An 18,844-nucleotide genomic window follows, 5' to 3' on the forward strand; every position below is an offset into this window, starting at 1 on the left:
TCAGTCGGCCGATGCCGGGACATCCCACCTGGCGCGTGCGGCGCTGGCCGCCACGGCGGCCGTGCGCGTCTCTACGCCAAGCTTCTCGAAGATATGCTCCAGGTGCTTGTTGACGGTGCGCGGGCTCATGCCGAGGATGTCGGCGATATCGCGATTGGTCTTGCCACGGGCCACCCACGACATGACCTCGGCCTCGCGCCGCGTGAGCGCCGCCGTGAGCGCCGCCGTGAGCGCCGCCGTGGACGCCGCCGTGGACGCCAGCACGTCGGCGCTGCTGCCTTCCGCTTCGCCATGGCCGCGCAGGATGGCCTCGCGCAGCGCGCGCGCCTGCCGCGCCTTGCCGACGTGCGAACGCACGCGGGCCACCACCTCGGCAATCGCCACGGGCTTGGTCACGTAGTCGCACGCACCCACCTCGAAGCCCCGTACGATGTGCACCGTATCGCCCAGGCCAGTCATGAAGATGACCGGGAGGTCGGCATGGCGGTCCATCAACGCCGCACAGGTGGAAAAGCCGTCCATCCCGGGCATGTCCACGTCCAGCAGCACCGCATCCGGGGAAAATTGTGCCAGCGCACCGAGCGCAGCCTTGCCGCTTGCGGCGGTGTGCACCAGCATGGCTTCGCCGCCCAGCGCGCGGGTCAGGAAGCTGCGCGCGTCGGCGTTGTCGTCCACCACGAGCACACGTGTTTCGGATGCCGCGAATTCAGGTTCGGGATGCATGGAGCGCCTCGCCAAGTCGATCATTCAATGCGGCGCCATCGGTGCGCCAGCGTCAGCATCTGCCGCGCCCACGCACCGATGGCGCCGCCGCTGGCGGAAAGTTCCGCCAGTTGCGCCTCCAGGGCGCGCAGCCGGCCGGTGGCACCGAGTTGCAGCATCTCCCGCAACAGCTCGGCATGGGGTGGCGCCTCGGGCTCGGCGGATTCCGCCGATTCTGTGGGCTCGGCGGGCAGCGTCAGCGCATGCCGCACCATGTCGATCAGTTCCGACTCGCGCACCGGTTTGCTGACGAAGCCGAGGTAGCCGTGCAGCAACCGGGCCTCCTCGGTGTTCTCGTGGGCATTGGCGGAGACGATGACCACCTGCGGCGCGTCCGCCAGCGCGCGGATCTCGCGGCACAGGTCCCAGCCCGATGCATCCGGCAGATTCAGGTCCAGCAGCACCAGGTGCGGATGCCACGCCCGCACTTGCGGGAGCACAGCGGCACCCTCCCCGACTTCCTGCACCGCCAGCCCCAGCGGCGACAGGAAGCCGCGCAGCACCGCCCGGTGCGATTGCCGGTCATCGACGATCAACACCCGCGCATGCGCCGGCAGCGGCGCCTCACGGACCCTCCGGGGCCGCGCCACCGGCACCGACAGCGCGGGAAGATAGAGCCGCACCGAGAACTCGCTGCCCATGCCCGGCGCACTGTGCACCCTGACCTCGCCCCCCATCAGGTCCACGAGCAGCCGCACGATGGCAAGGCCCAGTCCAATGCCCTCGCGGTCGTCATGCGCCGTGGCGCGCTCGAACGGATCGAAGATGCGTACCTGGTCTTCCGGTGCGATGCCGGGCCCCGTGTCGCTGACCGTGATGGTCGCCAGTTCGCGCTGATGGCGTACCGCCAGCGTGACCGCGCCATGCTCCGTGAACTTGATGGCATTGCTGACCAGGTTGATGACAATTTGCCGCAACCGCTTGGAATCGCCATGCACATGGGGCGGCAAGGCACCGGAGACGCGATAGTGGAACGTCAGCCCACGCGCCGCCGCCAGCGGGCGGAACATGCGTACCAGGTCGTCGAATACGCCCTCCAGTGCCACGGCGTCGTGCTCGAGCCGCAGTTTGCCGGCCTCGATCCGTGACAGCTCCAGCAGGCCATCCACCAGGCTGGACAGGTGTTCGCCGGCACGGCCAATGGTCTGCACATCCTCCCGGCATGCAGCCGGCAACGCGGGCGCCCGCAGCAGCAGCTGCGAGTATCCGAGGATGGAGTTGAGCCCCGCGCGCATCTCATGGCTCATGCCGGTGATGAACCGGCTCTTGGCGGCATTGGCCTGCTCGGCCACCTCCTTGGCATGCTGAAGCGCCGCATCGGTACGACGGTGCGCGTCGATCTCCTTCTGCAGCAGCCCGTTCTGGCGTTCCGATTCCTCCTGGGCGACGGTCCGGCTCTCGTTGGCCAGCACCAGCCACCAGGAAGCCACTGCGGCAAACAGCACCAGCCCCGCCCCGATCTTGAGGAACAGATCGGTGCGCGGCGCGGCGCCCTGCACCAGAGCGCCCGCCAGCTGCTCCTGCGTATAGAGCAGCCACAGCAACGTGCCGAACGCGAATACCATGCCGGCCAGCACCAGGCTGAACTGGCCAATACGGCGTGCCATGACCAGCGGCGTGCCGGCGGGCAGTACGCGCGTGAGCGCGAAGGCGATCTGCTCTTGCGCACTCGCCCCCGGCTTGCACCGGTCGCCGCAGCGCGCATCGAGCGTGCAGCACAATGAGCAGATCGGGCCGCGATAGGCCGGGCACGCGGCCACGTCCTCCTGCTCGAACGCGTTTCGGCAAATCGCGCAGCGGATGACCGCGTGCCGCGCGCCGAAGTCGACTGGTGCCCGCGCGATGAAATAGCGGCTCTGCGTCAAGTACGCGATGACCGGCGGCAGCAGGATAGCCAGCGCGAGACCCACTCCCACCGAGGCGGGGCGCAGCATCTCGCCGAACACCCCGAGATGCACCAGCATCGACAGCGCCGAGGCCAGCACCATGCCGCCGAAGCCGGCCGGATTGATGTCGAACAGGTAGGCGCGGCGGAATTCGATATCGCGCGGCGAGAGCCGAAGTGGCTTGCTGATGACGAGGTCGCCAAAGATGGCACCGACCCACGCCACGGCCAGATGGGCATACAGCGCGAGCACTTGCTCCAATGCCTCGAACACGCCCATCGCCATCAGCATCACCGCGATCAGCACGTTGAAGGCGAGCCATACCACGCGGCCCGGATGGCTGTGCGTGAGCCTGGCGAACACGTTCGACCACGCCAGCGAGCCCGCGTAGGCATTGGTGATGTTGATCTTGGTCTGGGACACCAGCACCAGCAGCCCCGTCAGGAGCACGGCGACCCAGCCGGGCCACCCATTGCCGAGCCCGAGCGCGAAACCTGCCAGGTACATCTGCGTGGGCTCCAGCGCGTGGGCGATCGGCAATTCCGCCTGCAGCACGACGAACGCGAGAAACGCCCCGCCAGCCATCTTGGCGGCACCAAGGATGATCCAGCCCGGCCCGGCCGCAATCAGCGCACTCCACCATCGCACGCGGTTGTCACGCGTGAGCGGCGGCATGAAGCGCAGGAAGTCCACCTGTTCGCCGATCTGGGCAATCAGCGCGGCGGCCACCGTGGCGGCGGCGCCGAATGCCTGCCATGAGAAGCCATCGCCATCGGCCAGGCGGCCGTTGAGCGAGAGGAACTCGGTATAGCGCTGCGGCTCGCGCCACAGGATCAGCGCATAGGGCAGTATCAGCAGCACCAGCCACAGCGGCTGGGTCCAGAGCTGAATGCGCGACAGCAGCGTCACGCCGTGGGTGACCAGCGGAATGACCACGATGGCGGACAGCAGGTAGCCGATGGATCGTGGCAGACCGAACAGCAGCTCGAGTGCCTGCGCCATGATGGCCGCCTCGAGCGCGAAGAAGATAAAGGTGAAACTGGCGTAGATCAGCGAGGTGATGGTGGAGCCGAGGTAGCCGAACCCGGCGCCCCGTGCCAGCAGGTCCATGTCCACCCCATGGCGGGCGGCGTAGTAGGAGATCGGCAAGCCGGTCAGGAAGATGACAAGGCTGACCATCCCGATGGCCCACATCGCGTTGGTGAAGCCATAGCTGAGCGTGATGGCAGCCCCGATGGCTTCCAGCGCAAGGAACGCGACTGCACCAAAAGCGGTATTTCCGACCCGAAACGCGCTCCATTTCCGGAACGACCTTGGTGCAAACCGCAGCGCGTAGTCCTCCAGGGTTTCGTCGGCGACCCAGCGGTTGTAGTCGCGCCGGATCTTGCTGATGCGCTGGACGGGCTGGGGAACGCTCGACATGGAGGGGGGTGCATGGTCGCACTGGCAAAGGGTCGTGCGCTGCGGATGCAAGAGATGTGCCGTGCGCCGCGTACTGCCCGACTACGTTGAATGACGTATGGCCGGGCACCCCACGCCCGCAGCATGATCGCTCCGCAACATTCCTCTTCCCCAACGGAGCGTCGATCATGCGTGACAACGATAGTGATAACGAACAAAACGGGTCCCCGCCGTCCCTGCCCCGCCGCCGGCTCATGCAGGGCCTTGCCGCCCTGCCGGCGCTGCCACTTGCCGGCATGGCCACGCAGGCGCGCGGCGCCAATCTGCCCACCGGCACGGTGAACACCACCCGGCTCGCCGTCACCGATGCCGAGGTCACCGTCGGCCAGTTGCATTCCGCCACCGGCACCATGGCGATCTCGGAAACCGGGTCGATCCAGGCCGAACAGCTCGCCATCGACCAGATCAACGCCGCCGGCGGCATCCTTGGCCGCAAGATCAAGGTCATCAAGGAAGACGGCGCCTCGGACTGGCCCACCTTCGCCGAAAAATCCCGCAAGTTGCTGGTCAACGACCGGGTGGCAGCGGTGTTCGGCTGCTGGACCTCCGCCTCGCGCAAGGCGGTACTGCCCGTCTTCGAGAAAGAGAATGGCCTGCTCTACTACCCGACGTTCTACGAGGGCCTCGAGCAGTCCAAGAACGTGATCTATACCGGACAGGAAGCGACCCAGCAGATCATCTGGGGCCTGGACTGGGCCGCCAAGCAGAAGAACGCCAAGAGCTTCTTCCTGATTGGGTCCGACTACATCTGGCCGCGGACTTCCAACAAGATCGCGCGCAAGCACATTGAAAACTTCCTCAAGCTCAAGGTCGTGGGCGAGGAGTACTACCCGCTGGGCCACACCAATTTCAACTCGCTGATCAACAAGATCAAGGTGGCCAAGCCCGACTGCATCTACGCGATCGTGGTGGGCGGCTCGAACGTTGCCTTCTACAAGCAACTCAAGGCGGCCGGGATTACTGCAGACAAGCAGTTCCTGCTGACCATCTCGGTCACCGAGGACGAAGTGCTCGGCATCGGCGGCGAGAACATCGCCGGCTTCTACGCGGCCATGAAGTACTTCCAGTCCCTCGACAACCCCAACAACAAGCAGTTCGTCGATGCCTTCAAGAGCAAGTTCGGCAGCAAGGCCGTGATTGGCGATGTCACGCAGGCCGCCTACCTCGGCCCCTGGCTGTGGAAGGCCGCGGTGGAAAAGGCCGGCAGCTTCGATATCGACAAGGTCGTTGCGGCATCGCCGGGCATCGAGTTGAAGTCAGCCCCGGAGGGCTACGTCAAGGTGGATACGAACCATCACCTGTGGAGCAAGACGCGCGTCGGGCTGGCGCAGCTCGATGGCCAGTTCAAGGTGGTGGCCGAGTCGCCGCAGCTGATTCCGCCCAATCCGTTCCCGAAGGGCTATCAGTAAGCCCGCTGCCATCCCATCGATCCACGGAGCCAGAGTCATGAACGTGTCGGACATGCTGAACATCGGCCTGATGCAGGGCTTTGCAGGGCTGAGCCTGTTCTCGGTGCTGCTCCTGATGGCGCTCGGGCTGGCCATCATCTTCGGCCAGATGGGCGTCATCAACATGGCGCACGGCGAGTTCATGACCATTGGCGCCTATGTCATCTTCCTGGCCTCCACCACGGTGGAGCGCCTGGCGCCGACGTGGATGCCCTACTACTTCCCCATCGCCATCTGCGCCGCGTTCGCCATCGCGTTCGGCGCGGGATGGCTGGCCGAATGGGCGCTGATCCGGCATCTCTACAAGCGTCCGCTCGATACGCTGCTGGCCACCTGGGGGCTGTCGCTCGGCATGCAGCAGGCTTTCCGCTCCACCTTCGGCCCCAAGGAAGTCAGCCCCACCCTGCCCGACTGGCTGATGGGTTCATGGTCACCCGCGCCCGGGCTCGACATCCCCATCAACGGCCTGTTCGTGATGGCGCTCACGCTGTGTGTGGCAGGTCTGGTCTGGCTCGCACTGTACCGGTCACGCTGGGGGCTGCGCGTACGCGCCACGACGCTGAACCGGCCGATGGCCAACGCGGCCGGCATCAATACGCGCCGCACCGACCGCCTGACCTTCGCCATCGGCTGTGGCATTGCGGGCGTGGCGGGTGCGGCATTCACGACGATCGGCTCCACAGGCCCCACCAGCGGCGCGCTGTACATCGTCGACTCTTTCCTCGTGGTCACCTTCGGCGGGGCAGCGAGCCTCGCCGGCACGGTGGCGTCGGCCTTCGGCATCGCGCAGATGCAGTCCATCACCGAGTTCTTCATGACCGGTTCGATGGCGCGGGTGCTGACGCTGCTGCTGATCGTGACTATCCTGATGATTCGTCCGCAGGGCCTGTTCGCCCCGGCGGTACGGCGCTGACCGCCATGCCAGGAGCAAAGACCATGTCCAATTCTTCCCGACTGCAACGGCTGCGCGGCATAGGCGGCGCATGGGCCGGCTACGCGCTGCTGGCGCTCGTGCTGGTGGTAATCATGCCGCTTGCACTCGACGTGTTTCGCCTGAACCTGATCGGCAAGTACCTGAGCTACGCCTTCGTAGCCGTGGGGCTGGTGATGCTGTGGGGCTACGGCGGCGTCCTGAGCCTGGGCCAGGGCGTGTTCTTCGGCCTCGGTGGCTACGCCATGGCGATGTTCCTCAAGCTGGAGGCATCGGATGTGAAAAGTACCGCCATCCAGTCCACGCCTGGCATTCCGGACTTCATGGACTGGAACCAGCTTACGGCACTGCCATGGTGGTGGGAGCCGTTCCGCCATCTGCCGGTCGCACTGATCGGGGTGGTGGTGGTGCCGGCCCTGCTGGCATTCGTCATCAGCGTGGCGATGTTCCGGCGCCGCGTGGGCGGCGTCTACTTCGCCATCATCACGCAGGCGGTGGCGCTCATCCTGTCGGTGCTGATCATCGGGCAGCAGGGCTATACCGGCGGTGTGAACGGCATCACCGACCTCAAGACCGTGCTCGGCTGGGATATCCGCACGGACAGTGCGCGGCTGATTCTTTACTTCGTAACCGTGGCGCTGCTGTTCGGGGCCATCGCGCTGTGCCGCTGGATCCAGAAGAGCAAGCTCGGCGTGCTGCTGCTGGCGATGCGTGACAAGGAAGACCGCGTGCGGTTCTCGGGCTACGACGTGTCGATGTTCAAGGTGTTCGTGTTTTGCCTCGCGGCCGCGCTGGCAGCCATCGGCGGGGCCATGTTCACGTTGCAGGTCGGGTTCATGTCGCCGTCGTTCGTCGGCATCGTGCCGTCCATCGAGATGGTGATCTTCGCTGCGGTGGGCGGGCGCATGAGCCTGGTGGGCGCCGTATGGGGGACGTTGCTGGTCAATGCCGGCAAGACCTACTTTTCGGAGAGCTTTCCGGATCTGTGGCTGTTCCTGATGGCGGCGCTGTTCATCGGCGTGGTGGTGGCATTCCCCGACGGGCTGGCAGGGCTCTACGCCAAGTACGTCAGCCGTCGCCACCGAGCCGCCGAGCCGCCCACGCCGCCCAAGCCGGAAGCCCTGCCGGCCAAGACGGCCTGACCCGGAGACACCATGAGCAATACCGACTTCATGCTGGCGGTAGAGGATTTGACCGTGTCGTTCGACGGCTTCAAGGCCATCGACAACCTCACGCTTTACGTAGACCGCGACGAGCTGCGCGTCATCATCGGCCCGAACGGTGCCGGCAAGACCACGTTGCTCGACTTGATCTGCGGCAAGACGCGCGCCAGCGGCGGCAGCATCAAGTTTCGCAACCGCGAGATGACTGGCCTGCCCGAATACCAGATCGTGCGCGCCGGCGTCGGGCGCAAGTTCCAGACGCCCTCGATCTACGAGAACCTCACCGTGTTCCAGAACCTGGCCGTCTCGTTCCCCCGCGGCCGCAGCGTGTTGGGCGCGCTGACGCTTCGCACCACCGAGGCGGAGCGCCAGCGCGTGGCCGAGGTGGCTGCGGAGATCGCGCTCGACGATGCCCTGGAGCGCGAGGCGGCCCAGCTCTCGCACGGCCAGAAGCAATGGCTGGAGATTGGCATGTTGCTGATGCAGGACCCGAAACTGCTGATGCTGGACGAACCGATCGCCGGCATGAGCGTGCGCGAGCGCGAACTGACCGCCGAGCTGCTCAAGCGCATCAGCAAGGGCCGCGCGGTGATCGTGATCGAGCACGACATGGACTTCGTGCAGCGCATTGCCGACAAGGTCACCGTGATGCACCAGGGCCGCATCCTGGCCGAAGGCTCGATGTCCCAGGTGCAGAACGACCCGCGCGTGATCGACGTCTACCTTGGCCACTGACGCGGCCAACTCGCCAAAGGAGAATCCCGCATGCTTTCCGTGGACAACGTGGTGGTGAACTATGGCCAGAGTGAGGCGCTGCACGGTGTGTCTTTCTCCGCAGCGCAAGGCGAGACCGTGGCAATCATGGGCCGCAACGGCATGGGCAAGACCACGCTGTTCAAGGCGATGATCGGCATGCTGCCGGTGCGCTCGGGCCAGGTTACCGTGGATGGCCGCGACGTGGCGCACGACGAGAGCTATCGCCGCGTGCGCGCCGGCCTGGGTTATGTGCCGCAGGGCCGCATGATCTTTTCGCACCTGACGGTGGAGGAGAACATCCTCACCGGCATGGAGCAAAGCCGCATGCGGCGGATTCCAGACGAGATCTTCGCGATGTTCCCGGTGCTGTTCGACATGCGGCGGCGCAAGGGCGGCAACCTCTCCGGCGGCCAGCAACAGCAGCTGGCCATCGCCCGCGCGCTGGTCAGCAACCCGAAGGTGCTGCTGCTGGATGAGCCCACCGAGGGCATTCAGCCATCGATCATCAAGGACATTGCGCGCGCGCTGAACGAGATCCGGCGCACGCGCGACATCACTATCGTGTTCTCCGAACAGGTGCTGAGCTTCGCGATGGACGTGGCCGACCGGCTGCTTGTCATCGAAGGCGGCCGCTTCGTGCACGAGACCCAGCGCCACAGCACCGATGTGGCGCACATCCGGCAACTGCTGTCGGTTTGAACGCCACCCGCATCTTCCCCACATCTTCACCGCCACCAGGAGGCAAACGTCATGACGGATACCCTGATCAAGGTCGATCTGGCCGAATCGCCGTACGAGAACCCCAACGTCCACAACCGCTGGCACCCGGATATCCCGATGGCCTGCTGGGTCAAGCCCGGCGAGGACTTCATCCTGGAGACCTACGACTGGACCGGCGGCTTCATCAAGAACAACGACTCGGCCGACGATGTGCGTGACATCGACCTCTCCATCGTCCACTTCCTGACCGGCCCGGTGGGCGTGGAAGGCGCAGAGCCGGGCGACCTCCTCGTGGTGGATCTGCTCGACATTGGCGCGAAGCCTGACAGCCAGTGGGGCTTCAACGGGTTCTTCTCGAAGCAGAACGGCGGCGGCTTCCTGACCGATCATTTTCCGCAGGCGCAGAAGTCCATCTGGGATTTCCATGGCCTGTACACCTCGTCGCGGCATATTCCCGGCGTGAACTTCGCCGGACTGATCCATCCCGGGCTGATTGGCTGCCTGCCGGACCAGGCCATGCTCGAGACGTGGAACAAGCGGGAGATGGACTTTATCGCCACCCAACCGGACCGAGTGCCACCGCTGGCGAATCCACCCTTCGCCGCCACGGCGCACATGGGCAAGCTGCAGGGCGATGCGCGCGACCAGGCCGCCGCCACGGGCGCCCGCACGGTGCCGCCGCGCGAGCATGGCGGCAACTGCGACATCAAGGACCTGTCACGCGGTGCCAAGGTGTACTTCCCGGTGTATGTGGATGGCGCCGGGCTCTCCGTGGGCGACCTGCATTTCTCGCAGGGCGACGGCGAAATCACGTTCTGCGGCGCAATCGAGATGGCCGGCTGGGTGCATATGCGCGTGTCGCTGATCAAGGGCGGCATGGCCAAGTACGGCATCCGCAATCCGATCTTCAAGCCGAGCCCCATCACGCCGAACTACAACGACTACCTGATCTTCGAAGGGATCTCTGTCGACGAAGCGGGCAAGCAGCACTATCTGGACGTGCAGGTAGCCTACCGACAGGCGTGCCTGAACGCGATCGAGTACATGACCAAGTTCGGCTACTCGCGGGCGCAGGCGTATTCCATCCTGGGAACTGCCCCGGTGCAGGGGCATATCAGCGGCGTGGTGGACATTCCCAACGCCTGCGCCACGCTGTGGTTGCCCACCCAGATCTTCGACTTCGACATCCGTCCCAGCGCCAGCGGGCCAACGCGGATGATCACGGGCGACGTTGACCTGCCACTGTCGCCGGACGTGATCTAGGCCGGCACCATGTTGCAATCCACTCAGCGGGGCGGCGATGCCTACCTATGACTACCGGTGCAAGGAGTGCGGCGAGTTTGCATTGATCCGGCCAATGGCGCGGCGCGATGCGCCTGCCATGTGCCCCGACTGCGGCATGGGCGCGGAACGGGCACTCGTGGCCGCGCCGGCGCTCGCCAGCATGGCGGCGTCGGCGCGGGCCGCCCACGCGGTCAACGAACGCAGCGCGGCTGCGCCGAAGGAATCATCGAGACATGGACCCGGCTGCGGGTGCTGCGCAAAGCCGAAGCTCGCAGGCCAGCCCGACGTAGCCAGGAGCACCGGCGGCAGGCCCTGGATGATCTCGCACTGAGCAGGACAGGGACTGACCCCAGCGCGGCGAACCCGCTGGGGCGTCCAGATCAGCTCCTCTCCGGCCTGGCTGGCCATTGGTTGATCCTCAGCCAACGTGAATGGCGGCAGCATCACAAACGGTTGCATGGCCTTGTCCGGTCGCTCCGTCGCAGCGGCTTCATCGGTGGGTCGGCGACGACAACCCCCATTCGAGCTTGGACAGACACCGGCCAGGTGGGCGATGTCAATGCTGCTAAGCTTCCTGCTCATGTTGCGCTGCCGGCGCGGTGCGTGCGCGGCGTGGCTGCACCGCCCTCAGTTCCATCGATTTTTGACAAGACCATAGAGTGATTGATGACGACAGGACACGTCTTTATTGCCACCAGCCTTGATGGCTTTATCGCCCGGCCAGATGGCGATATCGGTTGGCTTCTGGAACGGGACGACCCCGCCGAAGACCATGGCTACCCGAGCTTCATCGCCGACAAGGACGCGATCGTGATGGGCCGGGGCACCTATGAGAAGGTCCTCGGCATGGGGGAGTGGGCTTACGACAGACCGGTGCTGGTGCTATCCCGTCAGTTGGCCGGCACGCCGGTGCCGGAGGCGTTGCAGGGGAAGGTGCGCTTCTCGGATTGCACGCCCACGGACGCGATGGCGCAACTGGCGAGCGAAGGCGCGCGCCGCGTATATGTCGATGGCGGCCAGGTGGTCCAGTCGTTTCTGCGTGACAGGTTGATCGCTGACATGGTGGTGACCACGGTCCCGGTGCTGATCGGGACCGGCAGACCGTTGTTCGGCGCCCTGCCGCATGACGTGAGCCTGGCGCTCGAATCAAGCCGGCACTTTCCGTCCGGCCTGGTGCAGTCGACCTATCGCGTGTTGCGCTGATTACCGGGAGCGGCCCGGCAGTCACGCCGCCATCGCGCGACGCTCCTCGTCGTCCAGCAGCGGACCGTCGAGCGTGACCCGCGAATGGTCGGTGCGGAACTTCTGGATCACCGGCTTCAGTTCTTCCTTGACGTGCGCTTCGCTGTAGCCGTTGAACAGGTGCCCGATCAGGCCGCGGCGCAGGTCCGAGGTGCCCATGATGTAGTCCGCGATCGGGAACGTCAGGTTCATGTTGTACTTCATCATGATGCCCATGTTGTGATGGGCGGTGTGATGGCGCCGGATGGTGTTGACGAACGGCATGTTGCGCACGAACCAGTTGTCATGCACATGGCAGCAGTAATGGAAGGTCTCGTAGACCAGGTACTGCGCCACCATCGTGATGAACACGAAGTAGCCGGCGTTGGCGTTGAAGATCAGGGACGCCACATAGCCCAGCCCGCCGCCGCCCACACCCAGCGTCGCCAGCACGCGCCACGGGAAGAACACGATGCGGAACTCGCGCGTGGTATCGATGGTGGGTTCCTGGTCGGTGAAATACTGGTGATGCTGGCGCGTGTGGCGCTCATAGATGGCGCGCAGCGCGAACACGTCGATCCGGCGGTGCATGATGTAGCGGTGCATGAACCATTCGACGAAGTTGCCGGCCAGGAACACCGGCAGGATCAAGGCCCATTCCCACGTGACATTGTGCAGCCGCTGGATCGCCCAGTACAGCGCGGCGATGCCCACGCCGTAGATCACGGTGATGTGCAGCAGCCCGTTATAAAGCGGGCTGATGTCGGCCTTGTATTGCTCCCTGAACTGGCGTTGGCGTTCAGTCATCATGATTGCATCTCCGGTAAAGTCCGTCGCACTAACATATCAGTTGGATATAAAAGTGCGAGGATCCAAAAAATGCCCCTGTCGCACAGGGGCCCTGTCAGGCGCGGCACGCTGGCCGCGCGGCGAATCGTTATTGAGAGACTTCCTCCAGCGCCCTGCCGCGTGTTTCCACGCCCAGCATCAGCACCATCGCGGCGGCCACGGCGAAGGACATCGCCCCGAGCGTGAACACCCCGCCCTGCCCGGTCACCGGCAGCAGCACGCCAACCAGATAGGGCCCCGCCAGCGAGCCGATGCGGCCGATCGACGAGGCGAAGCCAGAGCCGGTGGCACGGGAACGCGTGGGATAGAGTTCCGGGGTGTAGGCGTAGAGCACCGACCACATGCCGAACAGGAAGAACTGCATGCACAGCCCGGCGGCGATCAACTGCTCCACCGGCACCTTGTGCACCGCCGCCTGGCCATAGGCATACGCGGCGACGGCGCTACCGAGCAGCATCAGCGCGCAGGTTGGCTTGCGGCCCCATTTCTCGAGCAGCCATGCCGAGAACATGAACCCGGGAATGCCCGCCAGCGAAATGTAGACCGTGTAGAGCACGGACTTGGTCACCGCATAGCCGGCCTGCTGGAGCAGCGCCCCGAGCCAGGTGGTCAGGCCGTAGTAACCGAGCAGCGCGAAGAACCAGACCGACCAGAGCATGATCGTGCGGCGCGCATAGGGGCCTGACCAGAGTTCCATGAAGCGCGCCTTCCGGCTGGCCGGCTGCGCACTCCCGTAGGTCGTGGCGACCGGTGGCAAGGCGCGTCCCCAGGCGCGCTCCACACGCTGTTCGATGCCAGCCATCACGGCGTCGGCTTCGCGCTTGCGTCCCACATCCTCAAGCCAGCGCGGGGATTCGGGCACCATCCGGCGCACCACGAACACGAATACCGCCGGCACGGCCAGTGCGATGAAGATGCCGCGCCAGCCGATCATCGGCAGCAGGAAATACGTCATCGCGCCGGCGGCGATAAAGCCGATCGGCCAGAAGCCTTCCAGAATGGCGACGTACTTGCCGCGGCTCTTGGCCGGCACGAGCTCGGACACCATCGACAGCCCGATCGGAAACTCCATCCCCATGCCAAAGCCAAGCAGCACGCGGTAGATCATCAGCGTCGTGACGTTGTCAGCCAGCCCGCACATCAGGCTGCCCACGCCCCAGAAGATCATGCTGACCTGGAACACGGGCTTGCGGCCGAAGCGATCTGCCAGCAGCCCGGCGATGGCGGCGCCCAGGAACATGCCCAGGAAGCTCGAGCTGGCGAGCATGCCGGCCTGCGCGGCGGTCAGGCCGAACTCGGCCTTGATCGAGCCGAGCACGAACGTCATGAGGCCGAGGTCCATCGAATCGAAAAACCACGCGGTGGCGATGATGCCGAACAGCGAGCGCTGGTAGCCCGTCATCGGCAATCGTTCCAGCCGCGCCGCTACGCCGGCCTCCAGCCTGAGGGCGCCTGCTGACATATCCATGGTTGTCTCCTGTGTAGGTGAATCGCGCTCTTTGACGGCGCGCTTTAGTAATATATTAGTTGGACATTGCTGATGTTCAAGTTATGGTTTACGGCATGCCGTGCGAAGCGGCATCGTTCGGTCCAGCGGAAATGCGGTGCTACGCGGCGCGGCGCGGCGCCATGGACGGGGCTTCGGCGGAGAGATCGCCATGCCAGGCATGCCGGACGATGGCGGCATAGCGTGCCGGTACGTCCGGCACGGGAAACGCTTTGGCGAGGCGCGTCACACCGAGGGCGTCCGTCACCAGCCGCTCCAGATCGTCTTGCGCGATGCCGCACTGCTCCAGTGTGGTGGGAATACCCAGGTCACGGACCAGATCGCGCACCAGGACGGGCAGGCGCGCCACGGCCACTTGGGGATCGGGGTCCTCGATCCCGAACAGCCGGGCCACGGCAAGCATCTCGCCAGCACGCACATCGCGCAGGGCATCGAGTACGTAAGGCAGCATCACCGCATTGGTCGTGCCGTGCGAGCGATGCGTCAGCCCCGCCACGGCATAGGCGATGCCATGCACCGCGTTCAGGCCGGCGCTGCCATAAGACAGCGCGGCATAGAGGCTTGCATGGCTCATGCCGATGCGCGCTTCGGTGTCCTCGCCGCGTTGGTAGCTGCGCAACAGATACTGGCTGCACAGCCGGATCGACTCATGCGCGAACAGCATGGTCAGGGCATTGCGGCCGCTATAGCCGGGATCAGGGTCCCCGCCCCGGTCGAAACGGGCGGCGTCGAGCGTCAGGTATGACTCGATGGCGTGGGTCAGCGCATCGATGCCCGCGTCGGCCGTCACCCGTGGCGGGCAGGTGTAGGTGAACTCGGGGTCGATCAATGCCACCGCAGGCCGCAGGCGGTTGTCCATGACGGCCACCTTGGTGGCGCTCTCCGGATCGACCAGGATCGCCCCGGGCGTGGCCTCGGAGCCCGTGCCTGCGGTAGTGGGCAGCGCAATCATCGGCAGGATGGGCGTGGCGCTGTCGATCATGCCGATGAAGTCCCGCACCGGTTTACCGTCGGGGAGGCTCAGGCAAAGGGCCTTGGCCAGATCGATATTGCTGCCGCCGCCGAGGGCGATAACGTGATCGAGCGGCTCGCCGTTGCGCTGCGCCCGGATAGCCGCCGTGGCGGTGTCGCAGAGCGTGGTCGTGGGATCCGGCATGCCGCCGTCATAGACCTGCAGTGCCACGCCGTGCGCGCGTGCGGCGGCGACGAGTTCCTCGACCCATGGGGTGGCGGAAGTGAAGAACGTATCCGTGACCAGCAGGCCACGGCGATAGCCCAACCGCTGCAGCAGCGCAGGCAGCTGCGCGCGGGTGCCTGCGCCCATGATCAGGCGCGCCGGCGCGCAGAAATAGATCAGGTCCTCCATTCTCATGCTGTCTCCCGTGGGTATGTTCTGGTGCCGGGCGCTGCGGCTGGCGCGAACCATTGCTTGCGCAGATACGCAGCGATGTCCTCGGTCCGCTCGGTCAGCACGCTGTGGCCGGCGCCCTGCAGGACGTGGAATTCGGCGCGCGGCACTCCATCGGCCAGCATCGCGCCGTGGGTCAGCGGGCAGTCGGCATCCTCGCTGCCATGGATGACCCGTGCCGGCGTCGTGATGTGGGCCAGCTCGCCGCGCTGGTCCGTCCGCCGGATCGCGTTCCAGGTCCACGCCACGGTGCGATGGTCGGCGGCCTCGCGCAGCCCGAGCCGTTGTTCACGTGTCGCGATCGCTTCCAGCAGCGCATCGGGTGACGACGGCGGGAACCAGGCCACTGCGTCGAGGTACGGCGTGCCCGAGACCAGCAGCAACTCGGCGGGCGACGGCCACGCGGCCGTCGTGCGGGCCTGTGACAGATAGGCCAACGCCACGGATACCCCCATGCTCCATCCAGCCAGCACGAACGGCCCGTCGACATGCCGGGTAATCGTCCGGCCCAGCGCACGTGCGTAGGCATCCAGCGTGCAGTCGTCCTCACTGGCGGGCGCCTTCGCGAGGCCACGCCCGGGCAGATTTGGCAGGATGAAGGTGCATCGGTCAGCCAGCTCCCGTGCCAGCGGCAGCCAGGCAGCCCGTGTGCCCTGAATGCCATGGACGGCCACCACGGTGATCGGCCCGCCCCCCACGGCTATGACATCGTCGTCCGTCACGTCTCCTCCGGTACACATCTAATATATTAGAAGGATAGTAGCAGAAAGCCGACGGGAAGCAAGGGCGAAATCCAGCCTGTACAGGAGTTGCGTACGGCTCATATACAATGGGTTTTCCGTGCATCCAGATCCCGGCCCATGACCTCAAAACCCGCCACGCGCGCCCGTTCTGCGCCAGTACAAGAGCCTGAAGAGGCTCCAGGCCAGCGCGGCAAGCTGACCGACCTGGCATACGAGCAGGTAGAAGAAGCCATCGTGACGTTGAAGCTGGCGCCGGGTAGCTCCGTGTCGGAGTTGCAGCTCAGCGACATGACGGGAATCGGCCGTACGCCAATCCGGGAGGCGATCCAGCGGCTGGCGCGCGAGCATCTGATCATGGTGCTGCCGCAGCGCGGCCTGCTGATCGCGCCGATCGACGTAGCCAAGCAGCTTCGCCTGCTGGAGACCCGCCGCGAGGTGGAGCGACTGATCTGCCGCTGCGCCGCACGCCGCGCCACGGCCGAGCAGCGCGATCATTTCAAGCGCCTGGCGAAGGAATTCGAGCAGTCATCGCGCAGTGGCGACGACGTGGCCTTCGTGCGCGCGGACCGGGAGTTCAACGAACTGTGTCTGGTTGCTGCCCGCAACGAGTTTGCCGAGGGGTCGATGCGGCTGATGCACGGGTTGTCGCGCCGCTTCTGGTATCTCCACTACAAAGAGGCGGCGGACCTGCCAACAATGTCGAAGCTGCACGCCACGGTCGCCTCGGCGATTGCGCGCGGCGATGTCGATGGCGCAGGCGAAGCGCTCGATGCGCTGCTGGACAATATCGAGGAATTTACGCGCGCGACGGTGCTGGGGGACTATCGCTAGCCCCCGTAGCGAACGCCTGATACTCAGAACGGCGCATTCATCAGCCCATACAGCGTGCGCACGCCATTGACATAGTTTCCAAGCCGAAGGTTCTCGTTCGCGGCATGCTGGTTGTTATCGGCATTGACGAGCGGGATGATCACGAACGGCACGTTCAGTACATCCACGATTTCCGCCGTCGGCACGGTGCCGCCCATCATGCGGATACGGACGGGCTCCGGGCTCGTGCCAAAGGTGCCGGTGACGCCCTGGTACGCCCATTTCGCGACCGGGGAGTCCATCGGCGAACCTGCTGCATTCGCCCCTTCGCTCTGGTAGGAGAAGCTCGCCAGCTTGTCGTAGCGCGCGCGTTCCTCGTCGGTCGGTGTGCCTTTCACAAGGTGGTAGCCCTGCTTGACGATGTACTGCTCGATCAGCTTGCCGAGGTACGCGGCATCGGAGTCCGGCGTGGTGCGCAGATCGAGTTCGGCCTCGGCCTTGTCCGGAACGATATTGGCAACCTTGTCACCGACTGCGGCGGCGGCCATGCCACGCACATTCAGCGACGGGTACTGCAGCGCCTCCTGATAATTGGCGCCGACTTTCTCCGCTTGCGCGATGCCAATCCGGGCCTTCAGCGCTTTCTCGTCGTCAGGCACGGCGGCCATGATCCTGCGCTCGGCATCGCCGAGACGGACCTTGGCGTAGTAGCCCGGAATGGTGACGCGACCGCTGTCGTCCTTCATCGAACCCAGCAGGCTCGCGAGCCGGAACGCCGGGTTCGGCACGTAATTGCCGTAGTGGCCGCTGTGCAATGGCGCCTTCGGGCCGAACACGGTGATCTTTGCCTTCGCCGCGCCGCGGTTGCCGAAGATAAGTGTGGGGCGATTGGTGGCGTGCATGGGGCCGTCGTGGATGATCATGCCGTCGCAGGCCAGCAGGTCGCGATGGGCCTGCATCACCTTGCCGATGGAGGGCGAGCCCTTCTCCTCCTCACTGTCCAGGATCACCTTGATATTGACCGCGGGTTGGGTGCCTGCCGCCTTCATCGCATCGATGGCCGCCAGCAGCATCATGATCGGCCCCTTGTCGTCCGACGAGGAACGACCGAAGACCCGCCACTCCGGGTCCACCGCCCCCGAGAACAGGTTGGCCATGTCGATCTCCTCCCAATCGCCCTTGGCGCCCTTCTTCTTCAGCACAGGCGTCCACGGACTCTTCTGCGCCCATTGGGAGGGGATGACCGGCTGGCCGTCCAGGTGCATATAGAACAGGACGGTCTTGCGCGACGCCTGCTTGCCCGGATACTCGGCGAACAACATCGGCTTGCCGTCGTTGTCCAGCGGCTGGGTCGTGAATCCACGCTTGCGGAATGCCTGCTCGAGCCAGGCCACATTGCGCCGGATATCTTCGGGCGCCACCGAATCATTGGGGATGCTGAGCAGATCCAGATACTCGCGGTAGCTCGCTTGCGCCTGCTGCTGGGCGGCTTCGGGTGCCAGGGTTGCCGCGTGTGCCAGGGGGCTGGATAGGCTGGATAGGCCGGATATGCCAATAGCAGCCGCGCAGAGGGTCAGGCAGGGGGCGAAGGCGTTTCTCATCTTGTCCTTTTGGTCTTTTTCGAGCAGATGTCACGGGTACTGCGCCGCTTGGACTTGAATTCTACGCCTGCACCGGGACTGCAAACAGCGTGCAGCGTGTTGTCGCCCCGCCTTCCTGAATGGTGCCGCGCGGGGTTACTCGATGACCGGCGCGTGCACCGGGGCGATCGACGCGTGCGGCGTCTGGGTGCGCTGGGCGGCCTTGTGGACCATGGTGTAGGCGTAGTCGATGCCCATGCCGTAGGCGCCCGAGTGTTGCTTGGCCAGGCCGGTCACGGCGTCGTACGTTTCCTT

General features: G+C 65.3%; 16 protein-coding genes and 1 pseudogene. 9 read left to right on the plus strand and 8 right to left on the minus strand.

What is annotated here, in order from left to right:
• Positions 1-723: a response regulator transcription factor gene (locus AB4120_RS15910; protein WP_149138484.1), complete on the minus strand. Its 723-nt coding sequence runs from the start codon at positions 721-723 to the stop codon at positions 1-3.
• Positions 724-743: 20 nt separating this feature from the next.
• Positions 744-4,070, minus strand: coding sequence for a hybrid sensor histidine kinase/response regulator (locus AB4120_RS15915; protein ID WP_441642566.1), 3,327 nt, complete (start codon positions 4,068-4,070; stop codon positions 744-746).
• A gap of 167 nt (positions 4,071-4,237) precedes the next feature.
• Here AB4120_RS15915 and urtA point away from each other — a divergent pair, with 167 nt between their 5' ends.
• The 8 genes from urtA (at position 4,238) to AB4120_RS15955 (ending at position 11,614) form a co-directional block, all read left to right on the plus strand.
• Entirely contained in the window at positions 4,238-5,518 is a 1,281-nt protein-coding gene (gene urtA / locus AB4120_RS15920; RefSeq protein WP_149138486.1) for an urea ABC transporter substrate-binding protein, read from the plus strand.
• A gap of 37 nt (positions 5,519-5,555) precedes the next feature.
• The gene (gene urtB / locus AB4120_RS15925) at positions 5,556-6,470 is read left to right on the plus strand and encodes an urea ABC transporter permease subunit UrtB (protein WP_092293926.1); all 915 of its coding nucleotides are present in this window, start codon (positions 5,556-5,558) and stop codon (positions 6,468-6,470) included.
• A gap of 23 nt (positions 6,471-6,493) precedes the next feature.
• A complete protein-coding gene (gene urtC / locus AB4120_RS15930; RefSeq protein ID WP_262389707.1) occupies positions 6,494-7,630 on the plus strand; it encodes an urea ABC transporter permease subunit UrtC in 1,137 nt (378 codons plus the stop codon).
• A 12-nt stretch (positions 7,631-7,642) separates the two neighbouring features.
• Positions 7,643-8,386 (plus strand): urea ABC transporter ATP-binding protein UrtD, encoded by a 744-nt coding sequence (gene urtD, locus AB4120_RS15935; protein ID WP_441642567.1) that lies wholly within the window; start codon positions 7,643-7,645, stop codon positions 8,384-8,386.
• Positions 8,387-8,416: 30 nt separating this feature from the next.
• Entirely contained in the window at positions 8,417-9,106 is a 690-nt protein-coding gene (gene urtE / locus AB4120_RS15940) for an urea ABC transporter ATP-binding subunit UrtE (RefSeq protein ID WP_144197550.1), read from the plus strand.
• A gap of 51 nt (positions 9,107-9,157) precedes the next feature.
• Positions 9,158-10,390, plus strand: coding sequence for a formamidase (gene fmdA / locus AB4120_RS15945; protein WP_144197549.1), 1,233 nt, complete (start codon positions 9,158-9,160; stop codon positions 10,388-10,390).
• A gap of 37 nt (positions 10,391-10,427) precedes the next feature.
• A complete protein-coding gene (locus AB4120_RS15950; protein WP_149139343.1) occupies positions 10,428-10,742 on the plus strand; it encodes a zinc ribbon domain-containing protein in 315 nt (104 codons plus the stop codon).
• Between the two features lie 335 nt (positions 10,743-11,077).
• Entirely contained in the window at positions 11,078-11,614 is a 537-nt protein-coding gene (locus tag AB4120_RS15955; protein ID WP_149138488.1) for a dihydrofolate reductase family protein, read from the plus strand.
• Between the two features lie 21 nt (positions 11,615-11,635).
• On the opposite strand, the gene AB4120_RS15960 is transcribed toward AB4120_RS15955, so the two are convergent.
• From AB4120_RS15960 to AB4120_RS15975, 4 genes are all read right to left on the minus strand, one after another.
• Positions 11,636-12,442 carry a sterol desaturase family protein gene (locus AB4120_RS15960; RefSeq protein ID WP_149138489.1) on the minus strand — a complete coding sequence of 269 codons (807 nt, stop codon included), beginning with the start codon at positions 12,440-12,442 and terminating at the stop codon, positions 11,636-11,638.
• A gap of 127 nt (positions 12,443-12,569) precedes the next feature.
• Positions 12,570-13,949: an MFS transporter gene (locus AB4120_RS15965; protein ID WP_149138490.1), complete on the minus strand. Its 1,380-nt coding sequence runs from the start codon at positions 13,947-13,949 to the stop codon at positions 12,570-12,572.
• 139 nt (positions 13,950-14,088) lie between these two features.
• Entirely contained in the window at positions 14,089-15,360 is a 1,272-nt protein-coding gene (locus tag AB4120_RS15970; RefSeq protein WP_149138491.1) for an iron-containing alcohol dehydrogenase, read from the minus strand.
• A complete protein-coding gene (locus tag AB4120_RS15975) occupies positions 15,357-16,118 on the minus strand; it encodes an alpha/beta fold hydrolase (RefSeq protein WP_441642568.1) in 762 nt (253 codons plus the stop codon). The genes AB4120_RS15970 and AB4120_RS15975 overlap by 4 nt, the downstream gene beginning before the upstream one ends.
• A gap of 138 nt (positions 16,119-16,256) precedes the next feature.
• Between AB4120_RS15975 and AB4120_RS15980 the strand changes: the two genes are divergently transcribed.
• Positions 16,257-16,970, plus strand: a complete 714-nt coding sequence (locus AB4120_RS15980; protein ID WP_149138493.1) for a GntR family transcriptional regulator — start codon at positions 16,257-16,259, stop codon at positions 16,968-16,970.
• A gap of 23 nt (positions 16,971-16,993) precedes the next feature.
• Here AB4120_RS15980 and AB4120_RS15985 read toward each other — a convergent pair whose 3' ends face one another.
• Both AB4120_RS15985 and AB4120_RS15990 read right to left on the minus strand, forming a co-directional pair.
• Positions 16,994-18,550, minus strand: a complete 1,557-nt coding sequence (locus tag AB4120_RS15985) for a M20/M25/M40 family metallo-hydrolase (protein WP_441642569.1) — start codon at positions 18,548-18,550, stop codon at positions 16,994-16,996.
• Positions 18,551-18,685: 135 nt separating this feature from the next.
• Positions 18,686-18,844 (minus strand): annotated as a pseudogene (locus AB4120_RS15990) (hydrolase); the annotation flags it as partial.

Source organism: Cupriavidus sp. 2KB_3, from assembly GCF_052115685.1.
GTDB lineage: Bacteria > Pseudomonadota > Gammaproteobacteria > Burkholderiales > Burkholderiaceae > Cupriavidus > Cupriavidus campinensis.